Source organism: Nonomuraea sp. NPDC048882, assembly GCF_040649755.1.
In the GTDB taxonomy this organism is placed as follows: Bacteria; Actinomycetota; Actinomycetes; order Streptosporangiales; family Streptosporangiaceae; genus Nonomuraea; species Nonomuraea maheshkhaliensis.
Genome location: NZ_JBEZGB010000011.1, coordinates 37,952 through 55,843 on the forward strand (window position 1 = coordinate 37,952; position 17,892 = coordinate 55,843).

The window sequence follows — 17,892 nt, forward strand, 5'->3', positions numbered from 1 at the left end:
CATGATACTGAGGCGGATCGGAAAACAGAGTGGCCCTCCGAACGGCTCTGGCACTGGCGCTGCACTGTGGATGGGCAATCCTATGGGCTCCAGGTGGGGCGGATGGGCGCGTCTCGACGGTGGTCAGCAGTTGCCGTCGCCGAACATTCCGATGACCTCGTCCACGATCTCGTGGTAGCCGTACCCTTCTTGGTTATCGCGTTGTGCACACGCCTGCGCTCCGCCTTCGTGAGTGAACGGCCGATCTGCTGCTCGGCGTCCTTGATCGCGTCGTTGAACGCCTTGTTCTGGGTCTGGTTGTTGCGGGGGGTGCGGTATCCGTCGTCGCCGTCGCCAGGGTCCCATTAGGGGAACTCCAATTGTTGGGGTTTACCTGAGGCTGGTAGTCGCGGGTGGGGTCGGTGGTCAGCTCGGCGTCGTGGCTGCGGGCGGGCAGGGCCTTGGGCGAGGCGGCGTAGATGGCTGCCGGGGTGGCGCGGTGCGGCAGGGATCGGTGCGGGCGGTGGTGGTTGCAGACGTCGCAGAAGCGGTCGAGAAGCGCCTGCAGGTCGGCCGGGGTGGCCGGTTGGCCGGGCTGCGCGCGGAGCCGGTTCTTCGTGGTCTGCTGGAAGCGTTCGACTTTGCTGCAAGTGATGGGGTGGTTGGGGGTGAAGTTCTCCTGCCGCACGTGCAGGCGGCGTAGTTCGTTGGCGTTTCGCCCGCCCTGATCGAATCGCTCCACACATCGACTGGCCATCGACAGGCAGCTCGGCCAGGCACCTTCTTCATCTTGCGTTTGATGATCCGGACGAGGCAGGCAGGGAGCTGGCCGGCCAGTTGACCCGGCCGGAGCCCCTACCGCGAACCGTCACCGGACGGGCCCCACCGGCGCTCAGGTGCGTCCATTCGGCGGCCTCAGGCCTCGCCCGGGCTCGTCCTCGAAACACACGTAGGCGCCCAGGTCCGCCGGGGTGCTTTACCATATGCCGCACCTACTCCTTCCAAGCAACGATGGCCTCCTCATCTCGCTCCAGAGCCCGCCGCGCCGTGACCTGAACCGACCAGCCGTGACGATGCAGCAGCTCGCCCCCTCAATGGGGTAGCCGATATGGAACAGCCGGCCGATCAGCGTCTTGACTCGGGTCAGGGTCCAGCGCTGGTTCTCTTCGTATCCCCAAGGCCAGCGGGCCGCGCCGCAGCTCGGCCTCCAGCCGCTCTCACTGCTGGGCCGACAGCTTCTCCTTCGGGACCAACCCCTTGGACAGCAGCGCTTGCAGCCGTAGACGGCCGCGCCGCTCCTGTTCTGCGGGTGTGTACCCCACCTCTTTGCCCGCGCGCCGAGCGCTATCCGTCACGACTTGAAGACACTAGGCATTCAACCTATATACGTGCTTCGCGAGGCACGTAGGCGAAGGTGGGACCGGCGCCGCCGGGCAGCGCCATCAGGGCCCGCGCCTGGGCTCTGAGCGTGAACATGGTGCGGGTGGCGTCCGTGAGCCTCTTCGGGTCGCCGTTGAATGCCTGCTCCAGCAGGTTCAGCAGGGTGCTGTAGGTGGTGTCGAACAGATCCTGCGCCGCCCGTACGGCACTTCCCGGCTCGGCGGGCCGTGGGTTGGGTGTCATCGGCAGCACGCCGTCCGGGTCGACACCGACCTTCTCGCCGGTCGGGCCGGTTCTCGGGGTGTCGCCCCGCTGGTAGCGGCGGCCGAGCTTGAGCTCCTGAAAGCGGTAGTAGTGGGCGACCTCTTCCCGTTCGGGGTGGAGGACGTCCTGATCACCGTCCCAGACCTCGCCGCGGGCGTTGCCCTCCCCCTGCTCGACGATCTCCTTCAGCGCGCCGAGCGCGGACTCCAGATCCTCGACGGCGAACAACGATCCGGCGGTGTGGCGGAAGTGGGTGCCGCTCACCTGCCGGGCCGGGTCGCCGCAGAACACCTCCTTCTCGCCGAGCGTTTCGCACAAGTAGCGCAACCCCTGCTCGATCGCGGCGTAGAACTGTCCGATGGTCTCGTAATCGTCGTCCTCCGGTGGTGCGTCGAGCGGCGCGGGCTGTTCCAGGCGCAGAAACATCTCCAGCGCCTCCGCACCGAACGGCACCAGCGACACCTCCAGATCACCGTGAGGCAGCTTGCGCGGATGCGAAGGCAACATCTCCGGCATGTCCAGACGCGGCCTACCACCAACGGCGTTGAGCAGATTCGCCGCCAGCGCCAGATGCAGCATCTCCTCCACGAAGACGCCGCTCACCACCTCCACAGCCGCCGCATTACGCTCCGGATCCAGCGAATACAACGCCGTCAAGTACGGCGGCAACGTCGCATGCTCCAGCTCGATCGCCCACTGCAGATGCTCACGCAGGCTGCCAAGCGTGCCGATCCGCGGCTCAGGCAACGTCGTCACCCGGCCGCCCGCCGTCCTCCAGCACCTCGACCGCGTCGCGCAGCCCCCGCAGAGCGATCTTCTCGCGCTCGACGTCCGTCGGGTCGTACAGCCACTCGGTGATCGGCTGCCCCACCTCGTCCTCCGCGTGGCTGGCCTCGGCGATGATCAGCTCCTCCTCGATCTCGATGTGGAGCTCGTACAGGAACTCGTTCTCACCGTTCGAGGTGCTCATGTCTCCTCCATGGGATGTAGTCGGCCGGCATCGGCTCGATCAGGGCTGTCCGGACCCCGACCCGCGGGCTCCCGCGCCCTCGTGATCCGATCGCCAGCCAAGACAGGGCAGCCTCGGCTTTTGTGACAGATCCGGCTATTCAACGAGTTTTCCCTCGGTTGAGACCTCGCGCATGAGTGCCGCGAGCTCGGCTGGAATCGGCGGGATGCTCTCCCGCTCCACCGATCCGGGGCCGGACCACACGAGGTTGACCTGCAGCGCGGGGTCGAGTTCCGGGTAGTCGGAGCGGTTGTGGCAGCCGCGGGTCTCGCGGCGCTCGATCGCGGTTTCGATGGTCGCGCGCGCGGCGAGCACCGCGGACTTCAGGTCGAAGGCGTGGGCCAGGTCCTGGAAGCCGGCGATGTCCGGGTGCACGCCCATCCCGCTGATGCGCGCTTCGACCGCGGCCAGCTCGGCGAGGCCTTTGCGCAGGCCGTCCTCGTCGCGTACCACTCCGGCGTGCTCCGTCATGATGTCGCGGAGCGCTCGCTGCAGCGAGCGCACGTTCTCCGGGCCGTCGGCGGACAGGAGCTCGTCCACTTCCTCGCGCGCCGCGGCGAGCGCCTCGGCAGAGCGGCGCTGCGCGTCGAGACCCGCGGAATACTCCGCCGCCGCCTGACCGACGATGCGGCCGAAGACGAGGAGCTCGATGAGGGAGTTGCCGCCCAGGCGGTTGGCGCCGTGCAGGCCGCTGGCCGCCTCCCCGATCGCGTACAGGCCGTCGACGCCCGTGCCGTGGTCTTCGGGGCGTACCCAGACGCCGCCCATCGAGTAGTGCGCGGTCGGCGCGACCTCGATCGGCTTCTTGGTGATGTCGAGCATCTGCAATTCCAGGAGCGTCTGGTAGACGCGAGGCAGCCGCGTCATGATCGTCTCGCGCGGCAGATGTGACACGTCCAGCCACACGCCGCCGTCCGGGGTCCCGCGGCCTTCCTTGATCTCTGTGTACGCGGCCAGCGCGATCCGGTCGCGCGTCGACAACTCCATCCGCTCCGGGTCATACCGGGACATGAACCGCTCGCCGAGCCCGTTGCGCAGGACCCCGCCCTCGCCTCGTGCCGCCTCGGAGACGAGCGTGCCCGCCGCGTTCTCCGGCGCGATGAGACCAGAGGGGTGGAACTGCACCAGCTCGGGGTCGCGGATGCGACCTCCGGCCAGGACGGCCAGGCGGAAGGAGTCTCCGGTGTTCTCATCACGCCGAGAGGAGGTGCGCCGCCAGATCCGGGTGTGGCCGCCCGCGGCCAGGATCACCGCATCGGCATGGATGACGTAGTGGCTGCCGTCGGTCAGGTCGAACCCGTACGCGCCGAAGACCGCGTTGTCGCGTACGAGGATCCGCGTGATGTACACCGTGTCGAGGACGCGGACGTCGAGCTGGGCCGCCCGGTTGATCAGCGTGCGCTGGATCTCGAGTCCGGTGTAGTCCCCCGCGTACGAGGTGCGCCGGAAGGTGTGGGCGCCGAAGAAGCGCTGGGAGATCCGCCCGTCCTGCTCGCGTGCGAACGGCATGCCGTACCGCACGAGGTCCTCGATGCCACGCGCGGCCCCCTCGGTGACGATGCGCACCGTCTCGGGGTTGGCCAGCAGGTAACTCTCCTTGAGAGTGTCGGCCGCGTGCTGCTGCCAGGTGTCCTCGGGGTCCATCGTGGCGAGGGCCGCGTTGACGCCGCCTGCCGCGAGCGAGGTGTGTGCGTCCGCCTTCGGTCGTTTGCCGACCGCGAGGACGTCCACCCCGCGCTCGGCGAGTTCGATGGCCGCCCGCAGCCCGGCCCCTCCGGTCCCGATGACCAGGACGGATGTGGCGATTCTGCTCTCTGACGCGTACATGATGCTCCTTCAGTTACGTCACCTGAAAGACCGGACGGCGTCGTGATTTGTGACAGATCGCCGCAACAGCGATCGAACTCAGCGGACGATGTCGGCGGCGAGCACTTCTTCCGGCTCGGCCAGGTCGCCGGACTGGGCGGCTGTGACGGCCAGGCCCTGGCGCGGGAGGGTGATCACAATGCGGCTCTTCTCCCACTGGGTCGCGGCGGCCACCTCCGCGACGGGCGTCTCCCGCCGCTCCGACTCCTTGAGCCGGACCGGGACCTCGAAGTCGGCGGTTGATACATCAACCTGAACACATGAGGGACCGTTTCTGTGAGCGAGCAGCAGATCATCGCCGTGGTGGGCGCGACCGGAGCGCAAGGAGGCGGGCTGGTCCGCGCGATCCTCGACGGCCGCGGCGGGCGGTTCGCCGCGCGAGCCCTGACCCGGAACCCGGGTTCGGCGCGGGCCAGGGAGCTGGCCGCGCTCGGGGTCGAGGTCGTCAGGTCAGGGCCGAGCTCGACAACGAGGGCAGCCTGCGCGAGGCGTTCGACGGCGCCCGTCCCTTCCCCGCGCGTGGTCGCCTCCGGGTGAACGTCGCGGGAGGTTCGTTCGTACGCCAGGTCCGGGCGGGCAAGGTGCCGATCTTCAGTGGTGGGACCGCGGTGTTCTCCTTCACTCACGCCGACGACACGGCTATGGCCGTCGCCGCGGCGCTGGACAAGGACGCCAACGGCGTGCTCAACATCGTCGGCCACGAACCAGGCAGGATGACTTCATGCCCACGTCCTTCTTGCTCGAACGCCTGCACGCGGTGGGCTTGACCGACATCGCCGCGGTCGAGCCGGTCACCGGAGGCCTCGCCGCGACCGCGGGGCTCGCGCGCCGCGGTGACGGCACATCGGTGTTCGTCAAGGCGTTCGGCGAGCCGCCCTCGAGCGACGTCTTCGCCGCGGAGGCCGAAGGGCTCACCGTACTGCGTGACGCAGGCGGCGTCGCCACTCCCGAGATCATTCTGGCGGACCGCGACCTGCTCGTGCTGTCCACGCTGCAGCCCCGGCCGGAAACCGGGTCCTTCTGGGAGCAGCTCGCCCATGCACTCGCCCACCTGCACACCACCACGCCCAACCCCCGCTTCGGCTGGCACCGCGACAACTGGCTAGGCCGTCGCCGGCAGGTCAACACCTGGAACGACGACGGGCACGAGTTCTTCGCTCAGCATCGCCTGCTGCGCTGGCTCGGCGAACGTCGCGTCCGGGAAGCGCTCGACGCCGCGGACCGAGCGGCACTCGAGCGGCTGTGCGGCCGGCTGCCCGAGCTGCTGCCAGTCAAGCCCGCGTGCCTGACACACGGCGACCTGTGGGCGCTGAACGTCATGGCCACCCCCGACGGGCGGCCCGCGCTCATCGACCCGGCCGTGTCGTACACATGGGCCGAAGTCGACCTGGCCCACCTGTGGACGACGGCACCGCCACCCGAGGCGCACGTGTTCTTCGAGCTGTACGCCGAGCTGACCGGACTCGATCGCGACTGGCGCGAACGCATGCCGATCCTTCAACTACGCCAGCACCTGGCCGTGATCGCCCAATTTGATCCTGACTGGGGCGCCGCCGACATCGTCCGCGCCACCCTCGCCCCGTTCCGGCACCGGCCCGGAGCCACTGCCCCACCCGCAGCGCCCACCACGCCAGCCCACCGGAAAGCGCCATGAGGCCGTCACGAACCAGGCCCCGCACCCGAATTCGACACCACCACCAGCCGCCCCGGACAGCGCCCGTTGACGATGACACGCGGCCCTTGCCGGTCGGGTCCGGGCTCATGACCACCAGGGTGTGGCGCGTACCACCGCGGCCAGGTACGTGGCGGCCGGAGCGGCGTGATACACAACCGACGTGCAAAACATCTTGAAGTTCCCCGAGGTCCTGCGGCTGATCGAAGACCGTTCGGCCGCGTTCCGCGCCGCGATCGCGTCCGCCCCCGACCTCGACGTCCAGGTCCCGACCTGCCCGGGCTGGACGCTGCGCGAACTGGCGCAGCACCTCGGTGACGGCCGTCGCCGCCAGGCCGCCATCGTCGCGGCGGGCCCAGGCGCTGAGCCCCCGGCGAGGACGGACCCGAAGGGTGCCCCGACCGCGCCCCGCGATCGCGAAGCCCTGGACGCCTGGCTCGCCGAGTCGACCGAGCTCATGCTCGACGCGATGCGTGCGGCCGGCCCGGATCGCGGCTGCTGGACCTGGTGGGGCCGCTCGCAGGCCCCGGAGACCAGCGGGGCCGTGGCCCGGCACCAGATTCAGGAGATCGCCGTCCACACCTACGACGTCCAGCTCACCCAGGGGGCAGCGCAGCCGCTGCCGGCGGACGTCGCGGTCGAGGGTGTCGACGAGTTCCTGACGACCGTCGCGGCGACGTCCGTCCCCTGGCCGTTCAAGCCGGCGACCATCGACCTGCACGCGGCCGAGGGCCGCTCCTGGCGCCTGACCCTCGACGCCGACGGCGTCCGCTGCGACGACCTCGCCGCCGACGCGGAGCCGGGCGACATGGCGATGCGAGGTGCGGCGAGCGAACTGGTCCTCTACTTCTATGAGCGCCGCCCGCTCGACGGCCTGGAGACCACCGGCGACACCGAGCCGATGGAACTGCTCGCAGGCTGGGACCCGAACGCGTAGAACGCTCCGAGCCATGTCGCGCGGGTCAAGGAGCGAGGTCAGTGTTTGCGCTTCTTCCGGCGGCCCCGGGCTCCTGGTGGCCGGGTGGGGACGAGGCGGAGCGGGTGTCGAGCGGTCTTGCGGAGCGGCTCGGCCACCAGCCCACGCAGCTCCCGCAAGCCCACGACATCAGGGTGCCCCGACGCCAGGATCGCCTCCAAGAACTCGGACGCGTCCCCGCCCCCCATCCTCTTGAGCTGCTCCACCAGCCCCATCGGCCCCGCGAGCTCCAGCACCGACAGGAAGTTCTCGGTCCCCACCAGCAGGTTCTCCTGCTCACTCAACGACCCGTGGCTCATCTCTCCGGCCTCGATGAGCTGCGTCCACGCAGTGGGCCCGAGGACCGGGTCGTGGCGTAGGGCATGCGGCAGCCGCCGTTCGGGAAGGGCGTCGGCCAGCACGCGCAGCATCGCCCCCGCCCGCGTACGGAACGGGCAGTCCCGCACGGCCTGTAGCAACATCTCGACGTCCTGCCCCGGCCGGGCCAGCCACCCCTGGAGCTCCGCGACGGCGTCCTCCGGCGGATAGTGCTGGGCGAGCACCCCCAGCAGCCCGGCCGGCGGGGCGGTGGCCAGTTCGCCGATGAGGGGAGCGTCGCGGCCCTCGGTGAGGAGGCGGTCTCGGACGCCGCGCACGCCGAGCGGGGTGAGGCGGGCCAGCGCGAGCTCAGGCTCGGCGAGGGCGGCGCGCAGGCGTTCGACCGCGTCCGGCGGCAAGGGCTGGTCGTCGTGGTCGAGGTCGCTCGCGTAGAGGGGGTCGGCGGGGCCGCGGGTGAGCTCCACGGCCCCGAGGTCGGACAAGACCTCGAACATGCGCCCCAGGTCCCGGGCGGCCTCGCGACGCCAGAGATCGCGCAGGCGTTCGTCCTCCTGATCGAGAACGAAGTACTCCTGGCAGGCCAGCCACACCGTCTCTTCGAGCCGGACCATCGGCATCTCGTCCAGCCCGTACATGGTGTTGAGCACGTCCGGCAGGATCTCGTCGAAGACCTCGGCCAGGATGGGTTCTGGCCGCCGCGTCGCGACGGGCACGGTGACCTCCCGGCCCAGCTCCGGCAGCACCTCGAACGCGCGCCGCCACAGCGCCTCCGGGTCGCGCAGCAGGGGTGCCGCTTTGGCCACGCGGAGGAGCCGGCCCTTGGCGGTGCGGGTCAGGCGCAGCTTCCTGGCCCAGGCGAGCAGCAGGTTGAGCTGCGGCAGATCGGTGGCGCTGCGGACGCGCAGCCGGTCCTCGCCGGTGCCCAGCAGGGCCGACACCTCAAAGGCGTCGGCGACGCGGAGGTTGCCCGCGTCGGTGAGGGCGCGGCCGTCTTTGCCCACCCAATCGGCCAGCGTGATGAGCCGCTGGACGGTCCGGCTGCGCGCGGCGGCCTCCGTCAGCGCGGTGGCGGGTGGCAGGGAGACAGGCGGCTGGGGGAAGGCGCGTTCCTCATCGATGCCGCCGTTCACGAAGCGGTTCTGCATGATCTTGTCGAGCGCCTGCTCGTCATACGGAACGCGTCCGGCGTCGAGATCGCGCCTGAACCGCTCGAACGCCCCAGGAACGGTGAGATCGACGCCCTGATCGAGAGCCGTGTACGCCCAGAACGTCGCCACCCCCCGCAGCGTGGGATCGTCGAGCGCGGCGGCGTACTCCGCCCGCGCCCCATCAATGATCTCCTCCGCCTCCGCGAGCGTGGCGCCGCGCGGGTCGCGAAGGCCCGTCACGTCGAGATAGCGCAGGTACGTGCGCAGCACCTCCGGGGCGAGGTCGAGCTCCTCCCGCGAGGCCGTCACCTTGTACGGCACGTACCGCAGCAGGAAGAACCTGATGCCCCTACCGTCCCAGTACGCCAGCCGGCCGTCACGGCTCTCGTGCCGCGCGTCGACGGCGGCGGACAGCAGCAGGCCATCGACCGGATGCCCATGCTCCTCCGCCCAGGTGACACACCGCCGGATCAGCAGGTCCTTGGCGGCCTCGAACTCCTCGGCCTCTTCGGGCTCGAACCAGGTACGCACCGTCCAAGCCTCCCATCACTCCGGGGTCGCCGTCTCGCTCCTCGCTCGGCGAGGGTCTGGTGATCGTGGCCGCCGTGGCGTACGCGGGTCTGATCGTCCTGGTGACGTGGCAGGCGGTGCGTGGCCAGGCGCTGATTCATCCCGATGGACAGACGCTGGGTGCGCTGGCTCTGCTCGTGGGCGCCACGATGGCGGCGGGCTGGGCGGTTGTCGCCACAGGCGCCACAGAGGCCACAGGTGCCACAGGCGGTTCGCCGGGCCGCACCGAGTGAAGCGCTCGGTGACCCGGTCAACGCCGGGTCATGCCTCGCCGCCACTCTCCGTTGTCAGGGTTGGGCGCGTATGGCGGCGATGGCGATTTCGCCGCTGACGGCGTGGGCCGCGACCATGGGCGCCACGATACTGTCGACGATGACCGTGGCCTGATCGGCTGAGCCGGATCTGTAGCTCACGCTGTCGATCACCGCCTCCTCCGCGACCACTACCGGCCCGTCGGCGCCGCTCCTGCGGCCGGGGATGTGGATGAGTTGCACCCGTTCCCCTCGTTGCAGGTCGTAAGGGGCCTGATCCGGCTTGAGCGACAGCCCCAGCCTGACCGGCCTCCCCGCGACCGCTCCGCCCGCGACCATCGGCCGGATGAGCAGCGTGCCCGGCAGCACCGTGACCGTCGCCACGGCCCTCGCTACCTGATCACGCTGGGACCAGGGCCAGTACGCGGCTCCGTCGTCGGCGATCCGCGCCTCCTGCAGCACGCCGCTGGTGAAGGGCTGACCGGCGGCGACCCGCCCGGTGACGCGGATGACCGATCTACGCTCTTCCGCGCGCATCACCAGCAGAGTCGTGGCCAGCGCACCGCCGAGCACCAGCAACACGGCGAGCGCGGCGAGTCCCGGGCTGCGCTGACGCGACCACTGCGGCAGCCCGCGGGAAGCGGATCCCGTCAGCACACCGCACCTCCTCCGCGAAAAGGGGCTCAGAAAAATGCGTGCTCAGATCACGACGCCACATCGTGTCACCATGGGTAATCAATCGCAATCGGAAGGTAGTCGCAGGTCAAGTCTCGATCCGCCTGGAGCGCTGCCGGCCGGGCTACTCGGCCCAGGGGCGCGGGAAAGTGTCGCCGTCCAGGCGGTCGCCCGTGGTGAGTTCGAGGGGATCGGTCACGACGTGACCGGTTCCGCCGTAGCGGGTCGCCTCGTCCATATAGATGATGACGTGCGCGAACCGGGCCTGGTCCGTACGGTTGGGCAGCGCCATGTGGCCGGTGTAGCCGCTGTGGAAGGTGCAGTCGCCGGCCCGGAGGGGCACGGTGACGCGGGGGATCCAGCGGAGCGACGGGTCCATCTCGAACAGGTCCTCCTCCTGGTGGAGGTCCTGCGGGCGCAGGCCGGTGCGGTCCTGGGTACCGGGCAGGAAGGTCATGCAGCCCCGCTCCGGCGGGACGTCGACCAGCGCGATCCACGCCGACAGCGGGAGCCGGTCACCCGTGTGCGGCCAGTACGGGCGGTCCTGGTGGAACTCCGTGGCGGCGTTGTTGTGCGGCTCCTTGACCAGCATCTGGTCGTGCCAGAGCCGGAGCGGGAAGCCGGCGAGCTGTTCGGCGATCCGGCCGAGCCGGCGGTCGAACGTGAGCTCCCGCAGCGTGCGCTCGCGTTGCCAGACGTTGACGAGCTGGCTGAAGACGCCCTGCCGCTCCAGGCTCTCCGCGCGATGGGCCTCCAGGAACGCCGCCGCGCCGGCTCGGAAGCGCTCGATCCGGTCGGGTTCGAGGACGCCGCGTACTCGGACGAAACCGTGCTCGCGGTAGGCCGCCACCAGGTCCTCCGATACCCGGCCGTCTGCGCCGATGTCGCTGACGGGGTGCTCGTTCGTGGTCGTCGTCATCGCTGACCTCCAAGGTTGACTGAGACAAGCGTCGCCGTGGGAGGCCGTTCTGGGCTAGGCCGATCCCGGCCTGTGGTCGTACGATCCCGACATGCCTGCCACGCTGCACGAGCATGCGCTGTTCGCCGGGAGCCCCGTCCTGGCAGGCGTGCACCACCTGGACCTCGACGTCGAGCCGCACGCGCACGACTTCCTTGAGATCGCCGTGATCGGAGCCGGTGACGGGCGGCACGTGACCAGCCAGGGTGAACGGACGCTGCGGCTCGGGCAGGTCATCGTGCTGCGGCCCGGCGCCTGGCATGGGTTCCGGGACTGCGCCGGCCTGACCGTCGCCAACTGCTGCCTGTCCGCCCAGGCGTTGCGAGCAGAGCTGGCGCTGCTGTACGACATCCCGATGCTGCGCGGGCTGTTGTGGACCGATCCGGTGGCCTCCGGTACGCACGGCGTGGCGGTCACGACCGTCGGCCCGGCCGTCGCCGAGGAGGCCATCGCGGAGATCGGACTGCTCGAACGGGACCTCGGGGGCGATCAGAGCCGGCCCGGCCGGGTGCTGGGCCGGCTGGTCACCGTGCTCGGCGTCCTGGCCGACGGCCGCGACCTCGTGCGGGAGGCACCAGAACCCGCCGTCTCCCCGGCGGTCGCCGCCACCATCGCCCGCCTGGAGGCGGAGCCCGCCCATCCGTGGCGGTTGGACGATCTCGCCCGGGCGGTCAATCTGGATCCCGCCTATCTCGGCAGGTTGTTCGTCCGGCATGTCGGGCTGACGCCGCTGCGGTTCCTGGCCCGGCTGCGGGCCGAGCGCGCCGCGACGCTGCTGGCGCACTCGGCCTTGCCGGCCGCCCGGGTCGGCGCCGCCGTCGGCTGGGACGACCCGACGTACTTCGCCCGCCGCTTTCGTACGCTGGTCGGGCTGACGCCCACCGAGTACCGGCGGCGGAGCCGATCAGCGACCCATTGGAGCGGAGCCGGCCGGCCGGAAACGCAAGAGCCCGCCGGAGGCCGGCCGGAAACGCAAAGAGCCGGTCCCTAGTCCGAGCGGACGAAATTGACCCGCTCCAGATGCGGCTCGTACTCGGCCGGGTTGGCGACGAGCTTCTCCCTGATCAGGTCGAGGCCGGCTCCGCCGGAGAGATCGACCCGTTGGAAGAGCTGAGTGCGGCCACGTTCCCGCTGCACGATGACGTGCGCGTCGTCGTACCAGCCCATGAAGGCGCGGACGTCCTTGCCGCCGAACCGGTGGACGACCTTCCCCGTCGCCGCCTCCACGATGCGGATCTGGGCCCTCGAGTCGTCGTCGCGGACCACCGTGGCGAACAGCCGCCCCGAAGGCGAGAACACCTGCGCGGCCGACCACTCGTCCGGCGCACCGACCCCCGTGTAGTACCGGCGCAGCTGTCCGCGCAGGTCGTAGACGGCGATCCGGCTCTTGGGCGAGGAGTCGTCCGCCTCGTTGTGCCTGGCGAGCACCCGAGTGGACCCGCCGGCGAAGAAGAACCGGAACTCGCGCCCGATGGACCAGTTCGAGACGATGTGGCGAGGTCCTGCTTTGACCAGCCGGGCAACCCGATCGGCCACGTCTAGGGTGATGAAGCCGATGATGGTCAGGCTTCCGTCACGGTGCTCGTCGTACGCGGTCAGCAGAAGTGTGCGGCCGTCCTGCGACCACTCGGGCGACGTCACCGGCGCGGGGAGACGAACGGTGTGCTTCCGGCCGGTCCGGCGATCGATCAGGTCGATCTTCTTCTGGGCCGTCCACAACCGGTAGTCCGGGATCCCGGCCACCCACCGCTCCCCGGGCGCCACCAGCGCCGCGCGGTACGGCGTCTTGACGAACTTCCCGCCCTCGCGCAGGTAACCGTAGTGACCCTGGCCGGCGTCGAAGACGAGCGAGTACGAGGCCAGGCGCAGCTTGCCCGCCTCGTCGTTGACCTTGCCCGACGTGCCGGCCAGCTTGATCCACGGTTTCGACTCCGCGGCCCGCACGCTCCCGGCGAGCGTGCTCGACTCCTGCGCGCTCGCCGGCTGGACGCCGGTCATCGTCAGCGCCACGGCCACGAACCCGGTGATCAGCGCTCTGATGGTCATGGAGGTCCTCCCCTCGCTATGCACTGTTGGACAGGCGGTCGCGACGTTTGGTTCGTGCCGTCCACAGCCGCTCCCGGCGGGCGGACGATCCCTGATCTGGTTCCGTGCGAGTTTGTCGGTCGGTCACGCCATACTCGCCGCTGTCGATCAAAGGCTGACGGATTCAGGGTGGGGGTATCGGCATGAGCGTGGAGCGGACGCTGACGTTCGTGGGTGGGGGTTCGGCCAAGTTCTGGGAGGTGCGTCAGGACGGCTCGGAGCTGCACATCCGGTATGGGCGGATGGGTACGGCCGGGCAGACGCAGGTCAAGTCGTTCGGCTCGGCCGCCGGCGCCACGGCGGCGGCGGACAAGCTGGTGGCGGAGAAGTTACGCAAGGGCTACACGGAGGACGAAACGGTCTCCTCGCCACAAACGGCCTCCGATGAAACCACCTCCTCACCGCAGGCGGCCTCCAGGGCGAAGCCGTCGGCCGCCTCCGACGAGGAGCGGCTGACGTTTCCGGCCGCCTGGTTGCGCGCGCTCCACCCCCGCCGCGGCGGAGCGAAGGTCTCCGTGAAGCGGCCGGACCCGGGCGCGCCCGGGAAACTGGCCGCCGAGCTGGACAAACGCCGGAAAGAGCTCGCCGACATGGTGGCGAAGTGCCCGCAGCCGGAGCTCGCGTCCGCGGGCGCGGCATACCTGGCCGGGGAGCCCGGCAGCACGCCGCTGGGCGCGGCGGTGGTCGCCAAGGCGGTGGCCATGTCCCTGCCGTGGAACGAGCGCGAGACGATGTCCCTGTTCGCCGACGCCTGGCTGAGAGAACGCGGCCCGGTGTTCGCGGCGGTGGCCGTGACCGAGCTGGGCCCGCTGGATCACGCCCACGACAGGGACACCTGGGTGGTCCGCCGGCTGGGCGACGACGAGGCCCCCGACCCTTGGGCGCCGACGCGGCAGATCGGCGCCCGGGTCCGCGCCGTGCTGGCCGCCGCGTCCGACGCCGAGTACGCCGAGGTCGTCGCGGCGCTGGCGGTGAGCCGCGAACGCGGGCTGCACCACCGTGTGGCGGCCTCCTGCCTGGCGCCCACCGAGACCGGCTGGGTCGCGACCGACTGCGCCGAGGTGAGCCAGGTTCTCCCGGCTCTCGCCGTCCGCCTGATCTCGGCCGTCAGCACGCCGGAGCAGGCCGAGCTGATCATGGATCACGTTCGGGATCACTACGTCGGGGATTCCCTCGCCCTGCCCGTCACGGTGATCGACGGCGTGGGCGAGGCGGCCGTGCCGATGCTGACCGCCTGGGTGGACCGCGCCTACGACGCCGCCAGCAAGAAGCTGCTGCTGGGCGTGCTCGCCGAGCTGCCGTACGACCCGGCGATGCGGGCGCTCCTCGACCGCATCGACCAGAAGTACACCCAGCCGGCCTTCCTGCGCGCGGCCTCCCTCTTCCCCCGCCGCGCGATGCGGATGCTGGCCGAGTCCGGCGGCAAGGTCGTGGACCTGCTGCTGCGCGCCCACGTGGCGGCCCATCCCGACCTGGTGGACGAGGCGACCCGGTCCGGAATGGCCGCCGCCGAACGCATCGACAAGATCGTTAACGTCGCGACCGTCCCCGTCGCTCCGCCGGAGGCCCTGCCCGAGGTGCTGGTCAGCCCGCCCTGGAGCCGCGCGCGCAAGGCGAGCAAGGCGGTCGTGGTGGACGGCCTGGCCTGCACCGACCAGCCGGCCCTCGTGTGGGCGCCTGGCGAGCAGGACAACTGGCGTTCCCGGGCCAATGACGGTTCGTGGGATCGGTCCTGGCGCCGGAGCTGGAAGGACATCGCCGACCAGATCGCCGATGGCCGCGACGGCTACTGGTCCGACGAGATCGCCCTGTTCGTCACCGGGCCCGAGGACCTGGCCGCGCCGCTGATCGGGACGTGGCGCCCCGGCGACCTGTGGGGGGCCGGCGACTGGATGCCGAGGGTGGTGGCCAGGTTCGGGATGGCGGCGCTGCCCATGGTGCTCGACAGCGCCCGGCGCGGTCCCAGCGGGGTCGCCGCGGTGCTACTGCCGTTCGCGGCGCCGGAGGTCGCCGTGCTGATGGCCGACTGGCTGGCCCGGCTGAAGTCCGTCCGCGCCACCGCGCTGGCCTGGCTGAACCGCCACCCCGCGGCGGCCGCCAGGGCACTGATCCCGGCGGCTCTCGGCAAGCCCGGCACGGCCAGGCAACGGGCCGAGCAGGCGCTGGCGGCGCTGGTCGCGGGCGGTCACCGCGACGCCGTGGCGGCGGCCGCCGCGGGGTACGGGCCCGCCGCCGAGGCCGCGGTCGCCGGGTTGCTCGCCAACGACCCGCTCGACGCGCTGCCCGCCAGGATGCCCGCGGTGCCCGAGTGGACGGACGTCGCGATCACGACCCCGATCCTCCTGCGCGGCGACGCGGGCGCGCTGCCTCCCGAGGCGGTCCGCCACGTGACGACGATGCTGGCGATCTCCAAGCTCGGCGCCCCGTACGCCGGTCTCGACCTGGTCAAGGAGGCGTGCGACGGCCGCGGCCTCGCCGACTTCGCCTGGGCGCTGTTCCAGTGCTGGCAGCTGGCCGGCTTCCCGGCCAAGGAGAGCTGGGTGATGGACGCGCAGGCGCTGCTCGGCGACGACGAGACCGTACGCCGGCTGACCCCGCTGATCAGGACCTGGCCGGGCGAGGGCGGGCACGCGCGCGCGGTCGCCGGGCTGGACCTGCTGGCCGCCATCGGCTCCGAGGTCGCGCTGATGCACCTGCACGGCATCGCCGAGAAGGTCAAGTACAGCGGGCTGAAGCACCAGGCCAAGCTGAAGATGGAGGAGGTCGCCGCCGAGCTCGGCCTGACGCCGCAGGAGCTGGCCGACCGGCTGGTGCCCGACTTCGGCCTGTCCGCCGACGGCAGCCTGACCCTCGACTACGGCCGCAGGCAGTTCGTGGTGGGCTTCGACGAGCAGCTCAAGCCGTTCGTGGCCGATGCCTCGGGCAAGCGGCTGAAGAACCTCCCCAAACCGGGCGCCAACGACGATCCGGAGCTCGCGCCCGCCGCCCACCGGCGCTTCGCCGGGCTGAAGAAGGACGTGCGCTCGGTGGCGGGCGACGCCATCCACCGACTGGAGCAGGCGATGGTGAACCGGCGCCGCTGGAGCGCCGCCGACTTCTCAAGGTTGCTCGTCGGCCATCCGCTGCTCTGGCACATCGTACGACGGCTCGTCTGGGGCCGGTACGACCCGTCAGGCCGGCTCACCGGCACCCTGCGCGTGGCCGAGGACCGCACCTTCGCCGACGTCGAGGACGACACGCTGACGTTGCCGGAGGACGCCGTCGTGGGCGTGGTGCATCCGCTGGAGCTGGGGGAAGACCTGGCCGCCTGGTCCGAGGTGTTCGCCGACTACGAGATCCTGCAGCCGTTCCCGCAACTGGGCAGGGAGACGTACGAGCCGGATCCGGCGCTGGTGGCCGAGATCGAGGCCGCCAAGGTCCCCACCCGCGCGGTGATCGGCCTGGAGCGGCGCGGCTGGCGGCGCGGCACGCCGCAGGACGCCGGCTGGCAGGGCTGGATCGAACGGGACGTGCCCGGCGGCAGGACCTACACGATCGGCCTCGATCCGGGCATCGTGATCGGCGATCCCGACTTCGCCGACGAGCAGTCCCTGGGCGAGCTGGGGTTCGACGGCCTCGATCCGATCACCGCCTCCGAGATCCTCCGCGACCTGAAGGACATCGCCCGATGAACGCCCAGCGACCCCCCGCCGAGATCCGCTACGCCGACGAGCTGGCCAGGCTGCGGGAGCACGACACCGACGCCCGTCCGCCCGGCTGGGCGCTCAGCCTGCGGGCCGCCCGCCGGTTCGTCCTCGGGGACGAGACGCTGGGCGTCAGCCGCAAGTTCGTGGGCGATCCCTCGCTGATCGACCGGTCCCTGGTGACGCTCGCGACCAACCGCGGGCTGATGCTGGTGGGCGAGCCGGGCACGGCGAAGTCGCTGCTGTCCGAGCTGCTCGCCGCGGCCGTGAGCGGCACCTCGACGCTCACCATCCAGGGCGGCGCGGCCACCACGGAAGACCAGATCAAATACTCGTGGAACTACGCGCTGCTGGTCGCCGAGGGTCCCTCCACGCGGTCGCTGGTGGCCGCGCCGCTGCTGCGCGGCATGGCCGAGGGCAAGGTGGTGCGCTTCGAGGAGATCACCCGCTGCCCGCTGGAGGTGCAGGACTGCCTGCTGTCGCCGCTGTCGGACCGGGTGCTCGCCGTACCGGAGCTGAGTGGTCCCGAGTCGATGGTGTTCGCGCAGGAGGGGTTCACCGTCATCGCCACCGCCAACACCCGCGACCGCGGCGTCAACGAGATGAGCGCCGCGCTCAGGCGCCGCTTCAACTTCGAGACCGTCTTCCCGATCGCCGACTTCGAGACCGAGCTGGCGCTGGTGGAGGCCGAGGCGGGGGCGCTGCTCGAACGTTCGGGCGTCACCGCGCCGCCGCGCCGCGACGTGCTGGAGGTCCTGGTCACCACCTTCCGCGAGCTGCGCCAGGGGCGGACGGCGCGCGGTGACGCCACCGACCGGCTGTCGGGGGTGATGAGCACCGCGGAGGCCGTCTCGGTCGCCCATGCCGTCGGGCTGCGCGGCTGGTTCCTGCGCGGCGAGCCGGGCACCGCCGCCGACCTGGTCTCCTGCCTCGCCGGTACGGCCGCCAAGGACAACCCGGAGGACCTGGCCAAACTGCGCAGATACCTGGAACGCCGGCGGCACGGCGACCAGTGGCAGGCCCTGTACGACGCCCGCCACCTGCTGCCGGGCTGAGCG

At 70.8% G+C, this 17,892-nt stretch carries 17 protein-coding genes; 7 read left to right on the forward strand and 10 right to left on the reverse strand.

The window, feature by feature from the left end; genetic code table 11:
* Positions 1-193 precede the first annotated feature (193 nt).
* The 6 genes from AB0C27_RS34120 to AB0C27_RS34145 all read right to left on the reverse strand — a co-directional run bounded on the left by AB0C27_RS34120 (position 194) and on the right by AB0C27_RS34145 (position 4,459).
* The gene (locus AB0C27_RS34120; RefSeq protein ID WP_357852576.1) at positions 194-736 is read right to left on the reverse strand and encodes an integrase core domain-containing protein; all 543 of its coding nucleotides are present in this window, start codon (positions 734-736) and stop codon (positions 194-196) included.
* Positions 737-971: 235 nt separating this feature from the next.
* Positions 972-1,061, reverse strand: coding sequence for a winged helix-turn-helix domain-containing protein (locus AB0C27_RS34125; protein ID WP_357853476.1), 90 nt, complete (start codon positions 1,059-1,061; stop codon positions 972-974).
* A gap of 135 nt (positions 1,062-1,196) precedes the next feature.
* Positions 1,197-1,334 (reverse strand): hypothetical protein, encoded by a 138-nt coding sequence (locus tag AB0C27_RS34130; RefSeq protein WP_357852579.1) that lies wholly within the window; start codon positions 1,332-1,334, stop codon positions 1,197-1,199.
* Between the two features lie 25 nt (positions 1,335-1,359).
* Positions 1,360-2,379 carry a ferritin-like protein gene (locus AB0C27_RS34135; protein ID WP_357852582.1) on the reverse strand — a complete coding sequence of 340 codons (1,020 nt, stop codon included), beginning with the start codon at positions 2,377-2,379 and terminating at the stop codon, positions 1,360-1,362.
* On the reverse strand, positions 2,363-2,593 hold the full coding sequence (locus AB0C27_RS34140; protein WP_357852585.1) for a hypothetical protein: 231 nt from the start codon (positions 2,591-2,593) through the stop codon (positions 2,363-2,365). The genes AB0C27_RS34135 and AB0C27_RS34140 overlap by 17 nt, the downstream gene beginning before the upstream one ends.
* 135 nt (positions 2,594-2,728) lie before the next feature.
* Entirely contained in the window at positions 2,729-4,459 is a 1,731-nt protein-coding gene (locus AB0C27_RS34145) for an FAD-dependent oxidoreductase (RefSeq protein ID WP_357852588.1), read from the reverse strand.
* A 315-nt stretch (positions 4,460-4,774) separates the two neighbouring features.
* On the opposite strand from AB0C27_RS34145, the gene AB0C27_RS34150 reads away from it, so the two are divergent.
* The 3 genes from AB0C27_RS34150 to AB0C27_RS34160 all read left to right on the forward strand — a co-directional run bounded on the left by AB0C27_RS34150 (position 4,775) and on the right by AB0C27_RS34160 (position 7,107).
* Positions 4,775-5,035: an NmrA family NAD(P)-binding protein gene (locus tag AB0C27_RS34150; protein ID WP_357852591.1), complete on the forward strand. Its 261-nt coding sequence runs from the start codon at positions 4,775-4,777 to the stop codon at positions 5,033-5,035.
* A 184-nt stretch (positions 5,036-5,219) separates the two neighbouring features.
* Entirely contained in the window at positions 5,220-6,152 is a 933-nt protein-coding gene (locus tag AB0C27_RS34155) for a fructosamine kinase family protein (RefSeq protein WP_357852594.1), read from the forward strand.
* Positions 6,153-6,333: 181 nt separating this feature from the next.
* Positions 6,334-7,107, forward strand: coding sequence for a maleylpyruvate isomerase family mycothiol-dependent enzyme (locus tag AB0C27_RS34160; RefSeq protein WP_357852597.1), 774 nt, complete (start codon positions 6,334-6,336; stop codon positions 7,105-7,107).
* Positions 7,108-7,145: 38 nt separating this feature from the next.
* Here the strand turns inward: AB0C27_RS34160 and AB0C27_RS34165 are convergent, their stop codons facing one another.
* Positions 7,146-9,143 carry a hypothetical protein gene (locus AB0C27_RS34165; protein ID WP_357852600.1) on the reverse strand — a complete coding sequence of 666 codons (1,998 nt, stop codon included), beginning with the start codon at positions 9,141-9,143 and terminating at the stop codon, positions 7,146-7,148.
* A 59-nt stretch (positions 9,144-9,202) separates the two neighbouring features.
* Here AB0C27_RS34165 and AB0C27_RS34170 point away from each other — a divergent pair, with 59 nt between their 5' ends.
* Positions 9,203-9,415, forward strand: a complete 213-nt coding sequence (locus AB0C27_RS34170; protein WP_357852603.1) for a hypothetical protein — start codon at positions 9,203-9,205, stop codon at positions 9,413-9,415.
* Between the two features lie 54 nt (positions 9,416-9,469).
* On the opposite strand, the gene AB0C27_RS34175 is transcribed toward AB0C27_RS34170, so the two are convergent.
* Positions 9,470-10,090, reverse strand: coding sequence for a hypothetical protein (locus AB0C27_RS34175; protein ID WP_357852606.1), 621 nt, complete (start codon positions 10,088-10,090; stop codon positions 9,470-9,472).
* Between the two features lie 142 nt (positions 10,091-10,232).
* Positions 10,233-11,027, reverse strand: a complete 795-nt coding sequence (locus AB0C27_RS34180; protein ID WP_357852609.1) for a phytanoyl-CoA dioxygenase family protein — start codon at positions 11,025-11,027, stop codon at positions 10,233-10,235.
* Positions 11,028-11,118: 91 nt separating this feature from the next.
* Between AB0C27_RS34180 and AB0C27_RS34185 the strand changes: the two genes are divergently transcribed.
* Complete coding sequence (locus AB0C27_RS34185; protein WP_357852612.1) at positions 11,119-12,057, forward strand: AraC family transcriptional regulator; 939 nt, start codon at positions 11,119-11,121, stop codon at positions 12,055-12,057.
* On the opposite strand, the gene AB0C27_RS34190 is transcribed toward AB0C27_RS34185, so the two are convergent.
* Entirely contained in the window at positions 12,054-13,112 is a 1,059-nt protein-coding gene (locus AB0C27_RS34190; protein WP_357852615.1) for a hypothetical protein, read from the reverse strand. The two genes, AB0C27_RS34185 and AB0C27_RS34190, sit on opposite strands and share 4 nt — an antisense overlap.
* Positions 13,113-13,294: 182 nt before the next feature.
* On the opposite strand from AB0C27_RS34190, the gene AB0C27_RS34195 reads away from it, so the two are divergent.
* A complete protein-coding gene (locus tag AB0C27_RS34195) occupies positions 13,295-16,822 on the forward strand; it encodes a DUF4132 domain-containing protein (RefSeq protein ID WP_357852618.1) in 3,528 nt (1,175 codons plus the stop codon).
* The gene (locus tag AB0C27_RS34200; RefSeq protein WP_357852621.1) at positions 16,819-17,889 is read left to right on the forward strand and encodes an AAA family ATPase; all 1,071 of its coding nucleotides are present in this window, start codon (positions 16,819-16,821) and stop codon (positions 17,887-17,889) included. The genes AB0C27_RS34195 and AB0C27_RS34200 overlap by 4 nt, the downstream gene beginning before the upstream one ends.
* Positions 17,890-17,892: the final 3 nt, after the last annotated feature.